This window comes from Amycolatopsis albidoflavus (assembly GCF_039525725.1).
GTDB lineage: Bacteria > Actinomycetota > Actinomycetes > Mycobacteriales > Pseudonocardiaceae > Amycolatopsis > Amycolatopsis albidoflava.
In genome coordinates, this window is record NZ_BAAAHV010000011.1 from 227104 (window position 1) to 247224 (window position 20121).

At 70.1% G+C, this 20121-nt stretch carries 18 protein-coding genes; 14 read left to right on the forward strand and 4 right to left on the reverse strand.

Annotated elements, in window-relative coordinates:
* Window positions 1-10 precede the first annotated feature (10 nt).
* Entirely contained in the window at window positions 11-931 is a 921-nt protein-coding gene (locus tag ABD156_RS15670) for a universal stress protein (protein ID WP_344272924.1), read from the forward strand.
* On the opposite strand, the gene ABD156_RS15675 is transcribed toward ABD156_RS15670, so the two are convergent.
* Window positions 928-1530 carry an endonuclease gene (locus ABD156_RS15675; protein WP_344272927.1) on the reverse strand — a complete coding sequence of 201 codons (603 nt, stop codon included), beginning with the start codon at window positions 1528-1530 and terminating at the stop codon, window positions 928-930. The two genes, ABD156_RS15670 and ABD156_RS15675, sit on opposite strands and share 4 nt — an antisense overlap.
* Before the next feature lie 34 nt (window positions 1531-1564).
* A complete protein-coding gene (locus ABD156_RS15680; RefSeq protein ID WP_344272929.1) occupies window positions 1565-1999 on the reverse strand; it encodes an ATP-binding protein in 435 nt (144 codons plus the stop codon).
* Window positions 2000-2138: 139 nt separating this feature from the next.
* Here ABD156_RS15680 and ABD156_RS15685 point away from each other — a divergent pair, with 139 nt between their 5' ends.
* Window positions 2139-2612 carry a hypothetical protein gene (locus ABD156_RS15685; RefSeq protein WP_344272932.1) on the forward strand — a complete coding sequence of 158 codons (474 nt, stop codon included), beginning with the start codon at window positions 2139-2141 and terminating at the stop codon, window positions 2610-2612.
* A gap of 70 nt (window positions 2613-2682) precedes the next feature.
* On the opposite strand, the gene ABD156_RS15690 is transcribed toward ABD156_RS15685, so the two are convergent.
* Window positions 2683-5238 carry a polynucleotide kinase-phosphatase gene (locus tag ABD156_RS15690; protein WP_344272935.1) on the reverse strand — a complete coding sequence of 852 codons (2556 nt, stop codon included), beginning with the start codon at window positions 5236-5238 and terminating at the stop codon, window positions 2683-2685.
* A complete protein-coding gene (locus ABD156_RS15695) occupies window positions 5235-6644 on the reverse strand; it encodes a 3' terminal RNA ribose 2'-O-methyltransferase Hen1 (RefSeq protein ID WP_344272937.1) in 1410 nt (469 codons plus the stop codon). The genes ABD156_RS15690 and ABD156_RS15695 overlap by 4 nt, the downstream gene beginning before the upstream one ends.
* A gap of 128 nt (window positions 6645-6772) precedes the next feature.
* Between ABD156_RS15695 and ABD156_RS15700 the strand changes: the two genes are divergently transcribed.
* From ABD156_RS15700 to ABD156_RS15755, 12 genes are all read left to right on the forward strand, one after another.
* Entirely contained in the window at window positions 6773-7387 is a 615-nt protein-coding gene (locus ABD156_RS15700; RefSeq protein ID WP_344272940.1) for a permease-like cell division protein FtsX, read from the forward strand.
* A 107-nt stretch (window positions 7388-7494) separates the two neighbouring features.
* Entirely contained in the window at window positions 7495-8238 is a 744-nt protein-coding gene (locus tag ABD156_RS15705; protein ID WP_344272943.1) for an IclR family transcriptional regulator, read from the forward strand.
* The gene (hutG, locus tag ABD156_RS15710; protein ID WP_344272946.1) at window positions 8235-9170 is read left to right on the forward strand and encodes a formimidoylglutamase; all 936 of its coding nucleotides are present in this window, start codon (window positions 8235-8237) and stop codon (window positions 9168-9170) included. The genes ABD156_RS15705 and hutG overlap by 4 nt, the downstream gene beginning before the upstream one ends.
* A 1-nt stretch (window position 9171) precedes the next feature.
* Window positions 9172-10653 carry an ABC transporter substrate-binding protein/permease gene (locus tag ABD156_RS15715; protein ID WP_344272950.1) on the forward strand — a complete coding sequence of 494 codons (1482 nt, stop codon included), beginning with the start codon at window positions 9172-9174 and terminating at the stop codon, window positions 10651-10653.
* Window positions 10653-11384: an amino acid ABC transporter ATP-binding protein gene (locus ABD156_RS15720; protein WP_344272954.1), complete on the forward strand. Its 732-nt coding sequence runs from the start codon at window positions 10653-10655 to the stop codon at window positions 11382-11384. Before ABD156_RS15715 ends, ABD156_RS15720 begins: the two co-directional genes overlap by 1 nt.
* A gap of 159 nt (window positions 11385-11543) precedes the next feature.
* A complete protein-coding gene (locus tag ABD156_RS15725) occupies window positions 11544-12962 on the forward strand; it encodes an MFS transporter (RefSeq protein WP_344272957.1) in 1419 nt (472 codons plus the stop codon).
* Window positions 12959-14437: an FGGY family carbohydrate kinase gene (locus tag ABD156_RS15730; protein WP_344272960.1), complete on the forward strand. Its 1479-nt coding sequence runs from the start codon at window positions 12959-12961 to the stop codon at window positions 14435-14437. Before ABD156_RS15725 ends, ABD156_RS15730 begins: the two co-directional genes overlap by 4 nt.
* Window positions 14438-14483: 46 nt before the next feature.
* Complete coding sequence (locus tag ABD156_RS15735) at window positions 14484-16169, forward strand: glycerol-3-phosphate dehydrogenase/oxidase (RefSeq protein ID WP_344272964.1); 1686 nt, start codon at window positions 14484-14486, stop codon at window positions 16167-16169.
* A complete protein-coding gene (locus ABD156_RS15740) occupies window positions 16166-17719 on the forward strand; it encodes an FAD-binding oxidoreductase (RefSeq protein ID WP_344272967.1) in 1554 nt (517 codons plus the stop codon). The genes ABD156_RS15735 and ABD156_RS15740 overlap by 4 nt, the downstream gene beginning before the upstream one ends.
* Before the next feature lie 384 nt (window positions 17720-18103).
* Entirely contained in the window at window positions 18104-18697 is a 594-nt protein-coding gene (locus ABD156_RS15745; RefSeq protein ID WP_344272970.1) for a glycerol-3-phosphate responsive antiterminator, read from the forward strand.
* Window positions 18694-18978, forward strand: a complete 285-nt coding sequence (locus ABD156_RS15750) for a putative quinol monooxygenase (protein ID WP_344272973.1) — start codon at window positions 18694-18696, stop codon at window positions 18976-18978. Before ABD156_RS15745 ends, ABD156_RS15750 begins: the two co-directional genes overlap by 4 nt.
* Window positions 18978-20060, forward strand: a complete 1083-nt coding sequence (locus ABD156_RS15755; protein WP_344274462.1) for a zinc-binding dehydrogenase — start codon at window positions 18978-18980, stop codon at window positions 20058-20060. Before ABD156_RS15750 ends, ABD156_RS15755 begins: the two co-directional genes overlap by 1 nt.
* Window positions 20061-20121 lie beyond the last annotated feature (61 nt).

A 20121-nucleotide genomic window follows, 5' to 3' on the forward strand; every position in this document is an offset into this window, starting at 1 on the left:
GAGGCGGGTGATGGACGAGGAGAACCGGGCCGAGCCGGGAGTCGTCGTCGGGGACGACGGTTCCGAGGGCGCCCGGCTGGCCGTGGACTGGGCCGCCGCCGAGGCGGAGGCGCTCGGGACGTGTCTGGTCCTCGTGCGGACCATGACGTTGCCGATGCCGAACGTCGACTTCGTTCCCGGCGTGATCACCCCGGTCGCGGGCGAGATCGTGGCCGATCAGTCCGTGGTGGACTACGCGGAGAAGGAGCTGGCCGGCGTCGCCGCCGAGGTCGGCCGGAAGCGGCCGGGGCTGCCGGTGCGCACCCGGGTCCGGTTCGGGCGGGCGAGCTGGGAGCTGGCCGACATCGGGCGGCAGGCGGAGCTGATCGTCGTCGGCGCGTCCGGGCGCGGCGGGCTGCCCCGGCTGCTGCTCGGGTCGACGGCCTCGCAGGTGGTGCACGCGAGCGCGCGCCCGGTCGTCGTGGTGCGGCCGGGGAGGGAGAAGGCCCGGCGGGTCGTCGTCGGGGTGGACGGGTCGCCGGCCAGCGTCGCGGCGGTCCGGTACGCGTACGACTTCGCCGACCGGCACGGGTGCGGCTTGCACGCGGTGCACGTGTGGTCGGAACCGCCGGAGGACGTCTTCGGCCCGGCCCGCTCCGGCGGCGAGGGGCAGCAGAGCCCGCAAGACGAGGGCGAGCGGCTGCTCGCGGAGTCGCTGACCGGTCTCGGCGAGCTGCATCCGGACGTCGTGGTGCACCGGGAAGTGGCGCTGGGCAGCGTGGCCGAGGTGCTCCTGGACCACGCGGAGGCGGCGACGCTGCTCGTGGTCGGCGGGCATGGCCGCGGTGCGCTGCGGGGCGCGTTCCTCGGGTCGGTGAGCCACGCGATGGCGTATCACGCGCCGTGCCCGGTGGCGATCGTGCGCGAGGGCGTCGAGGAGCACCCGGGCTAACGCCGCAGGCTTCGTCGTACCAACGCTGCCGCGAGCCTGGCCAGATCGTTGCCAGGAACCAGCTTCGCCAGCCGTTGCGGATCGTCGGGCAGTCCGGCGTTTTTCGCACTGGCTAAGGCTTTGCGGTCGAAATACGGGCGCAGCCACGGCCAGACCGCCTGTGCTTCCCGGCAAAAGATCTGCGCGCCGGTCGGGCCGATCCGCGGGAACTCGGCGAGGAGTTTCTCCAGCCGTCGCGGATCTCCGTCGGCGTCGTCGGCCATCCGGCGCAGGTCGTCGCCGTAGCGGTCGCGGAGGAAATCGGCTCCTTCGCCGAGGTGGTGCGAGGTGCTTTCGTCGTACCGGACGTAGTGGGCGCGGCCGAGTGCGTCAACGCGTTGCTGCCACGTGGAATCGCGCATCGCCGCCGGCGAACGCCAGCCCGAACGCGAGAGTTCCCGCGCGGCGGCGACGGCCAGGTCGGCGCTGATTCGCGTGGACAGGAGTGTGGCGAGGACCAGCAACCGGTAGAGCGGCTGCGGTTTGTCGGCCAGCTTGATGCCCGCCTCTTCGGCGAAAGTCGTGCCGTGCTCGGCGAGAAGTTCGTCCACTCGGCGCATGCGGGCCGGATTCCCGTTCGGACGGAAGCGAAACTCAGCGCATCGCGGGGTACGGCTCCTTGGTGAATTCGACGCACAGCCGCCACCCGTCCGCACCGGGCGCGGGTTCAGTCCACGCGGCGAGCGAATCGGTGAGCGCGCGCAGGATAAGCCAGCCGACCTCGTCCGGCCCGGGCGGGAACTCCGACGACGACGTCGTGGTGACGGTGACCGTTATCCGGCTGGCGCAGCGGAACGCGCATTCCAGGACCGCGCCGTCGTCCGCCCGCCGTGCCTGCGCCGCGACGGCTTCGTCGACTGCCAACCGGAGGTCGGCGACCTCGTCGAGCCGGAATTCCGCCGAGGAAGCGAGGTCCTCGGCCACCAGCCTGGCGAGGAACAGCAGCTCCCCGTTCGCCGGCAGGCGCAGCTCGACCACTGGCGCAGCCGCGGTGAGCGTGCCTCTTCCGTCCTCTTCGCGCTGAACCATGCGGTGCGGGTTACCCGGCCCCGGGCCGAGCCAATCATCACCCGCCGGACGCATCGGCGGCACCCGAAAGGCCCCGTTTCCGGCGCCGCGCCGCGGGTAACCAGGGAACGGGAGCACGGCAGGGAAAGGAGCACCCGGCATGAGCACCAACGCCTACCTCTCGTTCCTCGCGATCGGGATCGCGCTGGTCCTGGTGGACGGCCAGATCATCTACCGCAGCGGCCGCCGCTACCTCGCGAACGCCTACGGGGACCCCGGAGCCGGCGCCTCGATGACCCGCCTGGTGACCGTGCTGTTCCACCTCGGGACGCTGGGCATCCTGGCCTTGATCTCGACCGTCGACATCGGCGGGAGCGACCTGCCGGGCGTCGTCGGCCGGGTGGGCGTGCTGCTGCTGATCCTGGCGCTGGCGCACGCGGCGACGCTCGGCGCGCTGGCCCGGATCCGCGGCGAGCAGGACGTGGCGGACGCCATCGCTCATCGGGACGAGCGGCTGGCGCGGAGGTCGGAGACGGATCTGCAGGCTCCGACGGTCACGCCGGTTCCTGGTCAGGAGGGGCGGCATCCGGACGTGAGCCCGTCGTTGGAGCAGCGGTCGCCGTATACGGCGTAAGGACGGGAAACCGGTGCGTTTTCGCAGTATTCGCGAAAACGCACCGGTTCACGAGCGCCGCCGGGACTGGCTACAAGCGAGGGTCCACCGGCTCGGATTCCAGTGCCAGCACGGCGAAAACGCACTCGTGCACGCGCCACATCGGCTCGTCGCGGGCGAGCCGGTCCAGTGCTTCGAGGCCGAGGCTGTACTCGCGCAGCGCCAGGGAGCGCTTGTGGCCGAGGCCTCGTTGCCGCAGCCGGGTCAGGTGGCGTTCCTCGGTGTAGTCGGGGCCGTAGATGATCCGCAGGTACTCGCGTCCGCGGACCTTCAACCCCGGCTGCACGAGGCCGTGCGATCCCCGCACCAGGTTGGCGGCCGGTTTGACCACCATGCCCTCGCCGCCTTCCGCGGTGAGTCCGGTCCACCAGTCGACGGCCGCCGCGACTGAGGCGGGATCGGTGGTGCTGACCGAAATCCGGCCGGTCGGGGCGAGGAAGCCGTCGCTGCTTTCGACGAGCCGGTCGGCCAGCGCCAGGTGCCAGTCGTGGCTTTGCCGGTGATGCGCGCGGCCAGCCGACGCCAGCACCTGGAAGGGCGCGAAGCGCACGCCGTCGAGGCCGTCGGTCGGCCAGCAATAGCGTCGGTACGACTGGGCGAACGCGTCCGCGTTGGCTGCGCGCGAAGTCGTGCGCTCCAACAACGCCGACACGTCGAGGCCGGACGCATCAGCGGCGGCCAGCGCGCTCGCGGCGGCCGGAAGCGCGGACCGGGCGGCAGCGCCGACAGCCGCGTACTGCTCGCGCAGCAACTGCTCGGCTTTGACGCTCCACGGCAGCAGTTCGCCGTCGAGCAGCAACCAGTCCGAGCCGAGTTCGTCGAACAGGCCCGCCTTTTCCGCGGCAGCACGGATCCGGTCGACTACTTCGGCGGTCAGCGTTTCGGTGAAGAAATGCCGTCCGGTCCGGGTCCACACCGCACCGAGGGCGTCGCCGGGCGCACCGAAGCGGGCGCGGGCCGCGTCGAGCGAGCGGCACACGAGCGCGACCGCGCGCGAACCCATGTGCTTTTCCTCGCACACCACGGAATCCACGCCCTCCGCGCGGAAGTAGTCGAACGCTTGGCTCGGATGCTCCAGCAGCCCGTCGGCCGTCGCGGTGGCGACCGGCGACATGGTCGGCGGCAGGTAGACCAGCCAGCGCGGGTCGATCGCGAACCGCGACATCACCTCCAGCGCGGCGGCGGCGTTCTCTTCTCGGACACCGATCCGCTTCTGGTAAGCGGTCTCGATCACGCGGCGGCCCAGGACGTCGATGACGTCCAGTACGCCCGGGTCGCGGTGCGCCACCGGCTCCGCCGCCGACGGGTTGGCCGGGAACGGTTTGGCCGGCTCGTAATAGACCTCGGCCGCCGGGACGGAGACGATCTCCTTTTCCGGATACCGCAACGCGGTCAGGGTTCCGCCGAAGACGCAGCCGGTGTCCAGGCACAGGGTGTTGTTCACCCATTCCGGCGAGGGCACCGGGGTGTGGCCGTAGACGACCATGGCGCGGCCCCGGTACTCGTTCGCCCACGGATAACGCACGGGCAGGCCGAATTCGTCGGTCTCGCCGGTGCTCTCCCCGTACATGCAGAAGCTCCGCACGCGCCCGGACGCACGGCCCTGGAACCGTTCGGTGATCCCGGCGTGTGCGACGACCAGCCGGCCGCCGTCGAGGACGTAGTGGCTGATCAGCCCGTCCATGAAGTCCTGTGCCTCAGCACGGAATTCGGCCGGTTCGGCGGCGAGCTGTTCCAGCGATTCCGCGAGCCCGTGCGTGACTTGCACATTCCGCCCGCGCAACGCGCGCAGCAGCTTGTGCTCGTGGTTTCCGGTGACACAGAAGGCATTTCCGGCGCGCACCATGCCCATCACGAGCCGCAGCACGCCCGGCGTGTCCGGGCCGCGGTCGACGAGATCGCCGACGAACACCGCCCGCCGCTCCGGATGCTTCGCCCCGATCGCGCGGCCCTGCTCGTCGCGGTCGATGGCGTAGCCGAGTTCGGCGAGCAGCGCTTCGAGTTCGACCCGGCAGCCGTGGATGTCGCCGACGATGTCGAACGACCCGGTCTCGTGCCGCAAATCGTTGTACAGCGGGACCCGCGTGATCGTTGCTTCGGCGGCCTCCTCCGGGGTGCGCAGCACGTGCACCGTCCGGAAGCCCTCCTTCTGCAGGCTGCGCAACCCGCGACGGAGCTGGTCTCGCTGCCGCCGGATCACCTGCGCGCCGAAGGTCCGGTCCGCGCGGCTTTCGTTGCGCGCGACGCAAAGCGACTCCGGCATGTCCAGCACGATCGCTACCGGCAGCACGTCGTGCTCCTTGGCCAGAGCGACCAGCGATTTGCGCGCGTCGGGCTGCACGTTGGTCGCGTCGATCACGGTCAGCCGCCCGGCGGCGAGCCGTTTGCCGACGATGTAGTGCAGGACGTCGAACGCGTCCTTGGTCGCCGACTGGTCGTTCTCGTCGTCGGACACCAGGCCGCGGCAGAAGTCCGACGAAATCACCTCGGTCGCCTTGAACTGCGCGCCGCCGAACGTCGATTTGCCTGACCCGCTCGCGCCGATAAGCACGACAAGACACAGATCAGGGATTTCCAGCGTGCTCATGCCGCACCGCCTTTCGTGAACAGAGCCAGCTGCGTCGCCGGGCCGACTTCGGGGTCGTCAGAGCCGACCGGCAGCATTCGCACGCTGTAGCCGTGGTTGTTCGCGACCCGGTCCGCCCACTCGCGGAACTCGGCGCGAGTCCACTCGAAACGGTGGTCCCGGTGCCGCAGCTTGCCTGCGGGCAGCGTCTCGAACCGCACGTTGTACTCGCGGTTGGGCGTCGTCACGACGACCGCGCGCGGGGCGGCGAACTCGAACACCGTCCGCTCCAGCGCTTGGAGCCGCGGCGGGTCGACGTGCTCGACGACCTCCATCAGCACGGCCGCGTCGAGTCCGGCGAGCCGGTCGTCGCGATAGGTGAGCGAGGACTGCAGCAGCTCCAGCCTGGCCCGGTCCCTTTCGGACATCCGCTCCAGCCGCAGCTTCCGCGCCGCGACCTGCAACGCGCGAGCCGACACGTCCGCGGCCACGATCCGCTCGACCGACCGCTCGGCCAGCAGGTCGCGCACCAGCGCGCCCTCGCCGCAGCCGAAATCGCCGACCGAGCGGACGCCGAGCGACCGCAGCACGGCCATGATCGTGCCGCGCCGCTGTTCGGCCAGCGGCACCGGACGGTCCGGCGCCTCGAGGACGGCGGGCGCGGCGAGCGCGTTGTCGATCTCCTCGGGCTCCGCATCGTCCACTTCGGCCAGCCGGGTCAGCGCGGCGGTCGTCAAGGCACGGCGGTGCGCGAGATAGCGGCGGGTGATGAGCTCCTTCTCCGGATGCCCGGCAAGCCAGTCGCCGCCGGCCCGCAGCAGTTTGTCGATCTCCTCCTCGCTGACCCAGTAGTGCTTCGCGTTGTCCAGCACCGGAAGCAGCACGTAGACGTGGTTGAGGGCGTCGGCCAGCCGGAGTTCGCCGGTGAGCCGGAGGTCGACATAGCGCGAATCGCCCCACTGCGGGAACTCCGGATCCAGGGGGAGCTCCGTCGCCTCGACCGTCCAGCCGAGGGGCTCGAACATCCGGCGCACCAGTTCGATGCCGCCCGGGCACGCGGGCACCCGGATGTCCAGCGGGATCGGCCGGGCCGCCAGCTCCGGATGCGACTTGCACCGGCCGGTGAGCGCGGTGCGGAAAACTTCCTTCAACGCCACCGAAAGCAGGCTCGACGCCGCGTAGGGGCGGTCGTTCACGTACTGGCCGAGGGTGAACCCGTCGCCGGAACCCGCCTTGCCGCGCACGAGGGCGACTGGGTCGACTTCGAGCAGCAGGGCGGCGGTGCACCGCTCGTCGGACGCCTCGGGGTAGAAGACGTGCGCTTGCCCGGCGGAAAGCTCGAACGACTGCACCCGGCCTGGGTGCTTGTGCAGCAGGAATCCCAAGTCGGAGGCGGGGCGGTGGGTCGTGGTGACTGTCAGGAACACGAGAGAGGAGTATTCCGTACGGCTTTTGTCCGTGTCGCGGGAGTTTCGTGCTTACTGCCGTAACGGCGGGGTCCCCGTGCCCGATAACCGGGAACTGTATTCAGGCGAACACGGAATTGGGAAACGTGATGAACGACCGGGACACCGGTGCGGACAATGAACCCGAGAACCCCGAGACGACAGCCCCGCCGCCGGCCGCGCCGCCGCGCGTGGCTCGCTGGTACCGGCTGGCGATCGCGGCCGTCGTGCTGGCCGCCGTCGCCGTGCTGGGCGCTTCGGGCTGGTGGCTGTTCAACGGGCGCGCGATGGACGGGTACGCGTTGCCGGACGGTGCGATACCGCTCGGCGCCCACGACGTCTGTGCCGGCACCGTGACCATCAGTCTGAAAACCGACGCCGAGATGGCGGACGTCGCCCGGGCGTTGCGCGGTGATCCCCGGGTCCTGCGGTCCTACACCGAGACTCAGCAGGAGGCTTACGCGAGGTTCCGGCGGATCTTCGCGAACCAGCCGGAGTTGTTGAGCACGACGGGGGCGGACGCGATGCCCGCCTCGGTCATGGTGGTGCCGACGGACCAGAACGCCACCGCGCGCATCGCCGACCAGTTCCGCGTCCAGTTCCGCTCGGCGCGGAAAGTCAGCGACGACAACGAAATCCGCAGCAGGTTCACCGGGCCGGGCTACCGGGATCCGAACTGCCTGCCCAACGGCGAACACAGCCCGGACGGCACCGCCGGACACTGACGGCGCCTCCGCTCCGCTCCGCACACAGCCAATCACCGGGAATAAACTTCCCATTAACTGGGAATACCCGCTAGGAACCCGCCCGGCCGCGACGTAGCGTGCGCGCCATGACAAGCGCGGATGCCAACCGGAAGGCCGGGACCAGGGCGGCGCGGATCCTGGCGGTGTTCGCCGAGCGGGAGAGCGCCACGGCGGAGGAGATCTCCGTCGGCACGGGCATTCCGTCCAGCGCCGTCTACCGGTACCTGACGACGTTCGTCGAGATCGGCCTGGTCCATCAGGCCCGCACCCGCGGCCGGTACTGTGCGGGCTCGCTGACCGTCCAGATGGCCGAGAACTACCGCCGCGAGGCGCTCGGCCAGGGCGGCGTCAAGCGGCGGCTGCGGCAGCTCGCGGCCGACACCGACGAACTCGCCGCGTTCCTCATCGCCCGCGACAACGACGTGCTCTGCGTCGAAGCGGCCGAGGGGACCCGGGTGATCCGGTGCAGTTTCTCGCCGGGGCTGAGCAAGCCGCTCGTCTTCGGGGCGAGTGCGCAGGCCTTGCTGGCGTATCTGCCGGAGGACCGGGTCGCGGCGACGGCCGAGGCGCACGGGCTGGACGGCGAGCAGGTCGGGAAGCTGGAGCGGGAGCTGCGCCGGGTGCGCGACCAGGGGTTCGCGGAGAGCGTCGGCCAGGTCGATCCGGGGGTGTGGGGCGTGAGCGTGCCGGTGCTGGACCGGCACCGCAAGCTCGTCGGCGCGGTGAGCACGATGGCCCCGGATTTCCGCGTGCGCCCGCGCCGAGATTCCCTCGTCACGCTCACCCACGCCGCCGCGCAGGACATCAGCCGATTGCAGGAGCACGTGTGAGCACCATCCCATGGACCGGCCGCGAGGACGGCAGCGGTCCGGAACATCGCCGATGGCACCACGCCGTCAACGAATTCTCCAGCGGGCGCGGCGTTTCGCTGGTCGGGTTCGCCAGCGACGCCGGGGTCCGGCGCAACGGCGGGCGCCCGGGAGCGCAGGCGGGGCCCGAAGCGATCCGCAAGGCGCTGGCGTCGTTCGCGATCCAGCCCGAGTTCGTCATCAGGGACGCGGGCGACGTCTCCGTCGAGGGCGATGCGCTGGAAGCGGGGCAGGAAAACCTCGGCGAGCTGGTCGCGAAGCAGCTCAACGACGGACATCTGCCGCTCGTGCTCGGCGGCGGCCACGAAACGGCGTACGGCTCCTACCTCGGCCTCGCCCGCAGCGGTCTGCTGGACGGCCGGCGCCTCGGGATCCTCAACCTCGACGCGCATTTCGACCTGCGGACCGCCGACCGGGCGTCCTCGGGCACCCCGTTCCGGCAGATCGCCGCCAGGGAAGCCGAACGCGGCGCGGAATTCGCCTACGCCGTGGTCGGGATCAGCGAACCCGGCAACACCGGCGTGCTGTTCGAGACGGCCGCCGAGCTGAACGTCCGCCACCTCCTGGACGTCGACTGCCAGGAACGCCGTCTCGAGCCAGTTCTCGACTTCGTCCGGGCCTTCGTCGCGGACGTCGACGCGCTGTACCTGTCGATCGATCTCGACGTGCTCCCCGCCGCGCAGGCGCCTGGGGTCAGCGCTCCCTCGACCCTCGGCGTACCCGCCGCGGTCGTCCTCGAGGTGTGCCGGCTGGTCGCGAGAGACCCGAAGCTCGCCCTCGCCGACATCACCGAACTGAACCCCGTCTACGACGTCGACACCCGCACAGCCCGGATCGCGGCCCGCCTCGCGCACACGCTCGTGACGAGCCGTCCGGTCCCGGAAGGAAACTGAAATGCCCCCTCAGCGAATCTGGCCGCGGCTCGGCGCCGTGCTGCTGGCCTGCCTGCTCGCGTTCTTGCCGACGAGTGTGGCGACCGCGGCCGAACAACAAGGCGGGAAGCTCGCCGCGCTGCGGTCCGGGCAGACGACGCTCCGGGTCGGCACCGACGCGACGTTCCCGCCGTTCGAGTTCACCGACGCCAAGGGTGGCCAGCTCGGCTTCGACATCGACCTGGTCCGGGCCCTCGCGCAGCGGGCGGGCATCAAGAAGGTCGACTTCGTCCAGATGCCCTTCGGCAACATCGTCCCAGCGCTGCAGGCGAACCAGATCGACGTCGGCGCGTCGGCGATCTACATGAGCCCCGCGCGGGAGAAAGCCGTCGACTTCTCGGGCATCTACTACCCGGGCGGCCTCGCGGTTTTCGTCTCCGACAAGGACAACTCCGTCGGCTCGCTGAAGGATCTCGCCGGCAAGCGGGTCGCGGTCCAGGTGGGCACCAAGTCCGTCGACTGGCTCACGCAGCACCAGCCCGCCGCGCAGCTGATCACGGCGCAGACCAACGAGCAGATGTTCTCGTCGGTGAAGCTGGGCCAGGCCGACGCCGTCGTGACCGGGGCTCCGGCCGGGAAGTACTTCATCGCGCAGCAGGGCGGCCTCAAACAGGTCGGCGACCGGCTGACCGAGGAGAACTACGGCTACGCCTTCCAGAAGGCCGACACCGAACTGCGGACCGCGTTCAACACCTCGCTCAAGCAGATGCACGACGACGGTTCGTACAAGCAGGCGACCGAAAAGTGGTTCGGCGCGGAGAGCACGGCGGCGAAGTCGGGCGGGCACTCGCTGTTCAACTTCTCCACCATCGTCGATTCCTCGGGACAGCTTTGGCAGGGCCTGCTGGTCAGCCTCCAGGTGATTTTGCTGGCGCTGGCATTGAGCCTGCTGCTCGGCACGCTCGGCGGATTCGCCAAGCTGAGCAAGATCGCGCCCATCAGGTGGATCGGCAATGTCTACGTGTCGGTGATCCGCGGGACGCCGTTCGTGGTGCAGCTGTTCTTCATCTACTTCGGACTGCCGCAACTCGGCGTGCAACTTCCGCCGATGACCGCGGGCATCATTTCGCTCGGCCTCTACAGCGGTTCGTACGTGACCGAGATCTTCCGCGGCGCAGTGCAATCGATCGACCGCGGACAGCTGGAAGCGGCGCGATCGTGCGGCATGTCGCAGGTGTCGGCGATGCGGCACGTGATCATTCCGCAGGCGTTCCTGCGGATGCTTCCGCCGCTGGGCAACGAATTCGTGTCGCTGACGAAAAACTCGGCGCTGGTGTCCTTCGTGACCATTCACGAGCTGTTCCTGGTGGGGCAGACCATCATCTCCCGCACCTTCGACGCGCTGACCGTGTACCTGTTCATCGGCCTGCTGTATTACCTGCTCACCAACCTGATCAGCTTCACGACGCGCACCCTCGAGAAGAAGATGGCGGTGTACATCTGATGGCGCTCCTGGAAGTCCGCGGGCTGACCAAGTCCTACGGCGACGTCAAGGTGCTCGACGGCATCGACTTCGCGATCGAGCCCGGCCAGGTGGTCGCGGTGATCGGGCCCAGCGGCGGCGGGAAGTCCACCTTCCTGCGCTGTCTCAACCTGCTGGAGACCCCGACCTCGGGCAGCGTCTCGTTCGACGGCGAGGAACTGACCGGCCGCGGCGTCGACCTCGACCGGCTGCGGTCCCGGATGGGCATGGTGTTCCAGCACTTCAACCTCTTCCCGAACATGACCGCGCTGCGCAATGTCGTGCTGCCGCAGATGAATGTGCTGAAGCGGAGCAAGGAAGAGGCCGAGACGAAGGCGCGCGCCCTGCTGGAGCGCGTCGGCATGCTCGAACGCGCTGGCGCCTACCCGAACCGGTTGTCCGGCGGGCAGAAGCAGCGCGTGGCGATCGTTCGTGCGGCCGCGATGGATCCGAAGCTGATGCTGTTCGACGAGCCGACGTCGGCACTGGACCCCGAGGTGGTCCAGGACGTCCTCGACATCATGTCCGAGCTGGCGAAGGACGGGATGACGATGCTGGTGGTGACGCACGAGATGGGGTTCGCTCGCAAGGTCGCCGACCGGGTGGTGTTTGTGGACGGCGGGAAGATCGCTGCCGACCTGCCGCCTTCGGAGTTCTTCTCCGAGAGCAACGAGAATCCCCGCGCTCAGGCTTTCCTGCAGAAGGTGCTCTGACGAACGCGCGCTCGCGGGCAGCTTGACGCCCGCGAGCGCGCCGCTTAATCTTGCGTTCTCAGACAGGCACAGACGAAGAGCCACTGTCAGCGGTCTTCGTCGTGTCTGTTTTTTCGTATGCCGGGATCGCTGACAGCCAGCGCAGAAAGTTGGCGGTCCATGAGTTCTCCCACGGTCGCAACGCCGCGATCGATCGCGAATGTTTCGCAGGTCACCGCGCTGATCAACACGTTGTCGAAGTTGCCGCGCAAGGCGAACCTGCTGTGGTACCTGGTCCTGGGCGGGCTGTTCCTGGACGCCTACTCCAACGCCGCGCTCGGCGCCGGTCTCGCGCCGATGACCAAGGAACTGGGGCTCGGCGCGGGCCAGGTCGGCCTGCTCACCGCGACCGCGCCCGCGGTCGCCATCCTGTTCAACCCGGCGGGCGGCTGGCTGGCCGCCCGGATCGGCCGGGTCAAACCGCTGATCGCGGCGAAGGCGATCGCCGGGCTCGGCGCGGTGCTCACCGCCACCGGCGGCAGTTTCGAGGCGGTCTGGGCCGGGCGCGGCCTGGTCGGCGTCGCCTACGGCATCGACTTCGCGGTGGCGATGGCCCTGCTCGCCGAGTACACCCCGGCGAAGCTGCGCGGACGGCTGAACCTGTGGCAGTCCGTCTGGTACGTGGCCACCACGGTGAACCTCGCGCTGACGCTGGCGTTCTACCAGGCCGGGGTCTCGGTGGAGATCTGGCGCTGGTCGGTCGGTTCGGCCGGGGTCTTCGCGCTCGCGCTGCTGGTGCTGCAGATCGCCTTCCTCGCCGAAAGCCCGTCGTGGCTCGCGGCCAAGGGACGGCTGCCGGAAGCCGCGCGCAGCCTTCGCCGGATCTACGGTTTCCAGGTGACGCCGGGAACCGCGAGCGACGAAGCGGCCGAGGAACAGAAGATCGGGTTCCGGCAGGCGGGCGTGCTGTTCCGCAAGCCGTACCTGCAGCGCACCTTCCTGTCCACGGCGATCTCGCTGACCCAGGCGATGCAGTACTTCGCGATCGGCTGGTACCTGCCGGTGATCAGCCTCGCGATCTTCGGCGACAAGTTCGAGACGGCCACGCTCGGGTCGATGATCTTCAACGTCGCCGGGATCGCCGGCGGCGCGCTGTCGGCCTACTTCGGCCGGAAGATCGGGCTGCGGGTCAGCTCGGCGATCGGCTACGCCTTCGCGTTCGCCATCCTGCTGGTGATGGGGCTGGGCTTCGGGAAGCTGCCGATCGCGATCGGGTTCCTGCTGCCGTTCCTGTTCATCTTCTTCCATTCGGCAGGCCCCGGCGCGAACGGCAAGTCGATCGCGGCGCTGTCCTACCGCAGCGACATCCGCACCCTCGGCACCGGCGTGACCGGCATGCTCGGGAGCTTCGGCAGCGTCGTCGGGCTGTACGTGTTCCCGCAGATCAAGGAGGCGATGGGCCTCGGCCCGACGATCGCGCTGCTCGCCGCGGTGCCGCTGCTCGGCCTGGTGTCCTGCCTGATCGTGCGCTGGGACCCGACCCGCAGCGGCGTCGACCCGGACGACGAGGAGATCTCGCTGCCGGGGAGGACGGCGTGACGCGGCGCGGAATCCTGGCCGTCGACGAGGGCTCGACCGGCACACGGGCCGCGGTGGTCGGCGAGGACGGCGGGTGCGGGCCGTCGTTCTACACCTCGGTCGACGTCGTCCATCCCGAACCGTCGCGTGTGGAGCAGGACGCGGCGCAACTGCTGGAGCGCACCGTCGACGTCGCCCGCCAGGCGATCGCGTGGGCGGGGGAGAACGGCGTCGAGATCGTCGGGATGTCGGTGTGCACGCAGCGCGCCACCGCGATCCTGTGGGACCGCGAGACCGGGCAGCCGCTGGCTCCGGCCGTGGTCTGGCAGGACACCCGGTACGCGGACGAGCTCGCGAAGCTGTCTCCGGACTGGGATCCGGTCTTGTGGGAGCGAACCGGCCGCCCGGTCGGCACTCGCGCCCCGTTCCTGTGGGCGGCGCGGCAGCTCGACCGGCTCGACGTGCCCGCCGACCGGGTGCTGTTCGGTTCGGTGGACACCTGGCTCGTGTGGCATCTCAGCGGATGCACCAGATATGTCATGTCGGCGACCAACGCGGTCGCGTTCGGCGGATACCGGCTGCGCGAACACGCGTGGGACCAGGAATGGCTGGCAGCACTCGGTTTCCCGCCTGAGCTGGCCCCTCCGCCGGTCGACGACGACGGCGATTTCGGCTACACCGACGAGAAGCTGCTCGGCATCGAGGTGCCGATCGCGGCGGTGATGGGCGATCAGCACGCCTCGCTGATCGCGCTCGGCGCCCTGACTCCGGGTCAGGGCACGTGCGTGCACGGGACCGGCACCTTCGTCGGCGCGCTGGCCGGTGACGAACCGCCGGACGGGCTCGGCAAGGTCGACGGTGTGCTGTGCCTGGTGGGTTGGCGCAGCGCCGGACACAGCCGGTTCAGCCTGGAGGCCTACACCTCGACCACCGGTTCTGCCTTGCGGTGGCTCACCGAGGATCTCGGACTGTTCCGCTCTGCCGCCGAGATCAGCGAACTGGCCGCGGCTCAGCCGAGAAGCACTTCGACCTGGTTCGTGCCGACGCTGGCCGGGCTGCGCACACCGGTGCAACGGCCCGGCGCGCGTGGGGTGCTGACCGGGCTGAGCCTGGCCACCACCCGCGATGTGGTGGCGCGTGCGGTGCTCGACGGCATCGCACACGCCGTGAGCGACACCGTTGACGCGCTGCGCACGACGATGAACCGGCCGGTGACCCGCCTGCGCGCCGGCGGCGGATTGGCCGCCAGCGACGTCCTCCTGCAAAGCCAAGCCGATTTCGCCGGTGTCGAGATCGAACGAGTAGCCGATTCGGCGACCGCCAGCCTGCGAGGCGCCGCGTATCTCGCGGGCGTCCGGCTGGGCGTGTGGCCGTCTCTGGCCGAAGCCGTTGCGCACCAAGGCAAAGGCGAGGTCTTCGAGCCTCGGCTGCCCGAGGACGAACGGCGCGAACTGCGCGCCCGCTGGCAGGACGTGCTCGCGGTCTCGCTGTCCTAACCGTCCTTTGTGGACGTTTTCAACTTTTGAGTGGAGAGACAAGCTCATGTTCACACTGCCGTCCCGACGGCCGAACGCCGTCGCCGCGAGGGCGACCCTGTCCGCGCCGCTGCGGCTGGACCGCCGCGCGGCACTGACCGACCTCGAAACCGGCACGTTCGACGTGCTGGTGATCGGCGGCGGCGTCACCGGCGCCTACACCGCGCTGGACGCCGTCTCCCGCGGCCTGAAAGTGGCGCTGGTGGAGCGCGACGACTTCGCGTCCGGAACCTCGTCCAAGTCGTCCAAAATGGTGCACGGCGGCCTGCGCTACATCGAGCAGGGCAACCTCGACCTGGTCCGGCATTCGCTGCTGGAGCGGCAGCGGTTCCGCCGCAACGCCCCGCATCTGGTGCAGCGGCTGCCTTTCCTGTTCCCGATCCTGGCGAAGGACGGAGTGTTCGACGCCCGGATCGCCAAGGCCTTCGAGAGTCTCTTGTGGACCTACGACCTCGCGGGCGGCTGGCGGATCGGGAAGCTGCACCAGCGGCTCACCGTCGACGAGGTGCTCTCGCACGCCCCGACGCTCCGTGCGGAGAACCTCAAGGGCGGCCTGATGTATTACGACAGCCGCGCTGACGACGCCCGGCTGACGCTGGCGATCGTGCGCAGCGCCGCCCGGCACGGCGCGGTGGTCGTCAACGGTGCCGAGGTGACCGGGCTGCGCACCGCCGGCGGACGGGTCACCGGTGCGACGGTGCGGGCCGACGGCGAGCAGATCGACATCCGGGCGCGCGTCGTGGTCAACGCGACCGGCGTGTGGGCCGACCGGGTCGAGGGCATGGCCGATCACGGGCACCAGCCGCAGGTTCGTCCGGCCAAGGGCGTGCACATCGTGCTGCCGTGGTCGAAGATCCGCAACGACTGCACGGTCACCGTGCCGATTCCGGGCCGCGCGCGGCGGGCCACCTGCACGCGGTGGGGCGACGTCGTCGTGGTCGGCACCACCGACACCGACTACACCGGCTCGACCGACGACGTGCACTGCACCCGCGAGGAAATGGACTTCCTCCTCGAAGGAGCCCAGATCGCCTTCGACACCAAGCTGGACGCCAGCGACGTGCTGGGCAGCTACGCGGGCCTGCGCCCGCTGGTCGGCGGCAAGGAGGGCGCGACGCTCGACATGCGCCGCGACCACCACATCACGGTGTCCGCGGGCATGGTCACGGTGACCGGCGGCAAGCTCACCACGAGCCGGCACATGGGTGAGCTGGTCGTGGACAAGGCGCTCGGCCTGCTGAGCCGGAAAGCCAAGTGCCGCACCAAGAACCTGCCGCTGATCGGCGGTGCCGGATACGACGCGGAGGCCACGGCCGCGACCGGCGGCGTCGCCGCGCACCTCGGCGGCCGCTACGGCACCGAGGCCCGGTTCGTGAGCGCGCTGGTCGACGAGAACCCGGCACTGGGGGAGCCGCTCATCGAGGGGCAGCCGTTCCTCAAGGCCGAGGTGGTGTTCGCGGCGCGTTCCGAGATGGCGCGCTCGGTGGACGACGTGCTGTCGCGGCGGACCCGGCTGCGGCTGTTCGCCCGGGACGCGTCGGTCGAGGCCGCGCCGCTGGTGGGCGAACTGCTCGGCGCGGAACTCGGCCTCAGTCCGGCAACCGTTGCGGCGCAAGTGGAGCAGTACCGGGCGGACGTCGCCCGGGAGAAGTCGATCCTGTTCGGAGACAACCTGTTGGGAGCCAACGCATGATCAGCCGCCAGACCGTCACGCACCCGTTCAACCGGGGCAATTACGTGGTCGGCGCGCCGACGCCGCCGCGCTGGGGCGGACGCACCGAACCCGGCAAGGGCGACGCGTCGCTGCAGACGGCGGCCGTGGCCGTGCCCGCCGCGCTGACCGAGGCGCTGCGCGAACTGGCCGACTCGGTGCACACCGAACGCGACGAGGTCGTGCTGCGCACCCGCGACTGGTGGGCAGGCTCGATGATCGGCGAGACCGCGGGCACCCCGGCGACGCCGGACGCGGTGATCGCCGAGGTGAGCACCGTCGAGCAGATCCAAGCCGCCGTCCGGCTGTGCGGCGAGCACCGGGTGCCGCTGACCGTGTCGGCGGGCCGGAGCAATGTCACCGGTGCCGCGCTGCCGGTGTACGGCGGGGTCGTGCTGGATGTGTGCGGGCTCAACAAGATCGTGTCCTTCGATGCCGAGTCGCAGATCGTCGAAGTGCAGGCGGGCATGTTCGGCGACCTGTTCGAGAAGGAGCTGCAGGAGACGCACGGCGCGACCACCGGGCACTGGCCGTCCGCGTTCGCGATCTCGACGGTCGGCGGCTGGGTGGCCTGCCGCGGCGCCGGTCAGCTGTCCACTCGGTACGGGAAAATCGAGGACATGGTGGTCGGCCTCGACGTCGTCCTCGCCGACGGCACACTGGCCCGCTTCGGCGACTACCCGCGCGCCGCGACCGGCCCGGACCTGCGGCAGCTGTTCGTCGGCTCGGAAGGCACGCTCGGCGTGATCACCTCGGTGCGGCTGCGCACGCACCCGCTGCCGACGTACTCGAAGGCCGTCGCCTACGGCTTCGAGACCTTCGCCGCCGGGCTCGACGCCTGCCGCCGGATCATGCAGCGCGGCGCGACTCCCGCCGCGATGCGGCTGTACGACAAGCACGAGAGCGGCACGCACTTCGGGCAGCCGGACACCAACCTGCTGCTCATCGCCGACGAGGGCGACCCGGTGCTGGTCGACGCGATGATCAAGGTCAGCGCGGAGGAATGCGCGGCTGGCGGGTCCGAATTGGACGGTCAGCCGGTGTTCGAACGCTGGCTGGACGAGCGGATGCTGGTCGGCAAGTCCGCGGACGGGTTCACGCCCGGCCCGGGTTTCGTCGCCGACACCCTCGAAATGGCCGGTGCGTGGTCCGCGCTCCCGGCGATCTACGACGAGGTAGTGGCCGCTATTCAGGCGGTGCCAGGGACTCTGGCCGCTTCGGCGCACCAATCGCACGCTTACACCGATGGGGCTTGCCTGTACTTCTCACTGCGCGGGGACGTGGAGCCGGAGAAGCGCCGGCACTGGTACCGGTCGGCGTGGGACGCGGCGAACGCGGTGCTGGTGCGGCACGGGGCAGCGCTGAGCCACCACCACGGTTCGGGTCTGCTGCGGGGGCCTTACCTGGCGGACGCACTCGGCACTGGGTTCGGCACGTTCGTCGACGTGAAGCGCGCTCTGGACCCGGCTGGGCTGCTCAACCCCGGCAAGCTCGGCCTGCCCACCGACCTGGGCCCGAACCCGCTGGGCTAGGCCAGCTGACCGGTCCCTGATGGACCGCGGCGCTAGCCCGCTGCCTGGCCGAGCGGGCGGCGCGGCTGGGTTGTCGTCCGTGAGGGGAACCCTGAGGGACTCTGAGTCCCTCAGGGTTCCCCTCACGTCCCTAAACCGCACCCGCGCACCCGACAATCGAGGCACCCAGCCCCCGCCCTGCACCCCGATACGAAGCCTCCCTGCGGTCGGGGGTTGCTTGTCAAGGCATCTTTCCCGCCTTGACAAGCAACCCCCGACCGTCAGCACAATCAAGCTTCGGGGTGCGGGGCCCCATCACACGCTGGTTTCGGGACGGGACCCCACACAGACCAGGCGGTCGGGACGGGAGAGAGAAGTCGCGGAAGGCATGAAACGGTGAACCGCATGAACGAGAAGATCACAGCGGCGTTCGAAGACGTCCCGGTGTGCGCGTCGGTGGTCGGCGTCGCGAAGGTGCCGGATTTCCTGACCGCCGCGTCGAGGGTAGGGATCCTCGCGTCGGTCCCGGTCGGGCAGCTGCCGAAGATCGTCGCGGCGCTGGCCGGGCGGGAGAAGCTCGTGTTCGTCAACATCGATTCGTGCCCCGGCCTCGCGACCGACCGCGCGGGCGTGGACTTCCTCCAGGAGATCGGGGCGGCCGGGGTGGTCAGCACCCGGGTCGCGCCGATCGAACGGGCGCGGGCGCTGTCGATGCTGACGATGCACAAGGTGTTCGTCACCGACCGCTCGAACCTCAACCGGAGCCTGGAGGCGGTCAAGCGCAGCGGTCCCGACCTGGTCGAGCTGATGCCGGCCCCGATCATCCCGTGGATGTCGGAGTCGGCGCGGGAGGTCATGTCGCCGTTCGTCGCGGCCGGTTTCGTCACCGACCGGGACGGCGTGGCGCATTCGTTGGCGATGGGCGCGGCGGCCGCCGCGTCCTCCGATCCGGGGCTGTGGTCGCTGACCCGGTCCCGGCTGCGTACAGGAGAAGAATGAGTTTCGTAGTGGTGGCCCGGTATGTGACCGCGGAGCGGGACCGGGTCGTCGAACTGCTCGGCCCGATGGCGGAGGCGTCGCGGCGCGAGCCCGGCTGCCTGCGGTACACCGTCCACACGGGAATCGAGGACGGGGTCGTGGTGATCGTCGAGGAGTACGACAGCGAGGCGGACTTCACCGCGCACTGCGCGTCGGAGCATTTCACGCGGATCGTGCTCGGCGAGGTCGTGCCGTTGCTGTCCGAACGGCTCGTCACCCGCTGCGTCCCGGTCGGCGCGTGATGGAGGTTCGCGGCGCGGTCCTGCGCGAGGTCGGGAAGCCGCTGGAGATCGAGACGCTGACGCTGGCCCCGCCGGGACCCGGCGAGCTTCTGGTGCGCGTGCGTGCGGCCGGGCTGTGCCATTCGGACCTGTCGGTGATCGACGGCTCACGCCCCCGTCCGGTGCCCATGGTGCTCGGCCACGAGGCGGCCGGTGAAGTCGTCGAAGCCGGACCGGGCAGCGATTTCCAGCCCGGCGAACATGTAGTCCTGACGTTCGTGCCCTCCTGCGGCGACTGTGCCCCGTGCACGGCGGGCCGCCCCGCGCTGTGCGGACCGGCAGCGGCGGCGAACCGCGAGGGCACGCTGCTCGGCGGGGGCGTCCGGTGGTCGTCTCCGGCCGGGAATCCGTTGCACCACCTCGGAGTTTCCGCGTTCGCCTCGCACGCGGTCGTGGCCGACCGGTCGGCGGTGCGGATCGACAAGGCGCTGCCGTTCGAGATCGCGGCGCTGTTCGGCTGTGCGGTGCTGACCGGCGCGGGCGCGGTGTTCAACGCCGCGGACGTGCGCCCCGGGGACAGCGTGGCAGTGTTCGGCCTCGGCGGAGTCGGCCTGTCCGCGCTGCTCGCTGCGAAGGCCGCCGGCGCCAGCACTCTGCTCGCGATCGATCCGGTGCCGAGCAAGCGGGACCTGGCGCGTTCGCTGGGAGCCACGGTGCTGACCGGTGACGTCGCGGAGATCCGCGAGCTGACCGGCGGCGGGGTGGATTACGCCGTCGACACCACCGGTGTGGTCGCCGCCCTGAGCCAGGCGTACGAAGCGACCCGGCCGGGCGGGACGACGGTCACCGTGGGCCTGCCGGACCCGTCGGCCGGACTGACCTTGCCCGCGCAAAGCCTGGTAGCGGAGGAAAAAACCCTGCGGGGAAGCTACCTGGGCTCGTGCGTGCCGCGGCGGGACGTGCCTCGGTTCATCGCGCTGTACCAAGCGGGGTTGCTGCCGGTGGAAGCGTTGCTGACGCATTCGATCGAACTGGAGGAGATCAATGCGGGGTTCGCCCGGCTGCGGGACGGGGGCGCGGTCCGCCAGGTGATCGCTTTCTGAACCCGCGCCCGGACGCGTCTCGCTTCAGGTGACCGCCGGTTGTCGCGCTGGCGGAGATCAA

Bases quoted from the DNA above. Each gene is read 5' to 3' on its own strand.
- ABD156_RS15670 (WP_344272924.1), top strand. From the start codon at position 11: ATGGACGAGGAGAACCGGGCCGAGCCGGGAGTCGTCGTCGGGGACGAC.
- ABD156_RS15675 (WP_344272927.1), bottom strand. From the start codon at position 1,530: ATGCGCCGAGTGGACGAACTTCTCGCCGAGCACGGCACGACTTTCGCC.
- ABD156_RS15680 (WP_344272929.1), bottom strand. From the start codon at position 1,999: ATGGTTCAGCGCGAAGAGGACGGAAGAGGCACGCTCACCGCGGCTGCG.
- ABD156_RS15685 (WP_344272932.1), top strand. From the start codon at position 2,139: ATGAGCACCAACGCCTACCTCTCGTTCCTCGCGATCGGGATCGCGCTG.
- ABD156_RS15690 (WP_344272935.1), bottom strand. From the start codon at position 5,238: ATGAGCACGCTGGAAATCCCTGATCTGTGTCTTGTCGTGCTTATCGGC.
- ABD156_RS15700 (WP_344272940.1), top strand. From the start codon at position 6,773: ATGAACGACCGGGACACCGGTGCGGACAATGAACCCGAGAACCCCGAG.
- ABD156_RS15705 (WP_344272943.1), top strand. From the start codon at position 7,495: ATGACAAGCGCGGATGCCAACCGGAAGGCCGGGACCAGGGCGGCGCGG.
- ABD156_RS15715 (WP_344272950.1), top strand. From the start codon at position 9,172: ATGCCCCCTCAGCGAATCTGGCCGCGGCTCGGCGCCGTGCTGCTGGCC.
- ABD156_RS15720 (WP_344272954.1), top strand. From the start codon at position 10,653: ATGGCGCTCCTGGAAGTCCGCGGGCTGACCAAGTCCTACGGCGACGTC.
- ABD156_RS15725 (WP_344272957.1), top strand. From the start codon at position 11,544: ATGAGTTCTCCCACGGTCGCAACGCCGCGATCGATCGCGAATGTTTCG.
- ABD156_RS15735 (WP_344272964.1), top strand. From the start codon at position 14,484: ATGTTCACACTGCCGTCCCGACGGCCGAACGCCGTCGCCGCGAGGGCG.
- ABD156_RS15740 (WP_344272967.1), top strand. From the start codon at position 16,166: ATGATCAGCCGCCAGACCGTCACGCACCCGTTCAACCGGGGCAATTAC.
- ABD156_RS15745 (WP_344272970.1), top strand. From the start codon at position 18,104: ATGAACGAGAAGATCACAGCGGCGTTCGAAGACGTCCCGGTGTGCGCG.
- ABD156_RS15750 (WP_344272973.1), top strand. From the start codon at position 18,694: ATGAGTTTCGTAGTGGTGGCCCGGTATGTGACCGCGGAGCGGGACCGG.
- ABD156_RS15755 (WP_344274462.1), top strand. From the start codon at position 18,978: ATGGAGGTTCGCGGCGCGGTCCTGCGCGAGGTCGGGAAGCCGCTGGAG.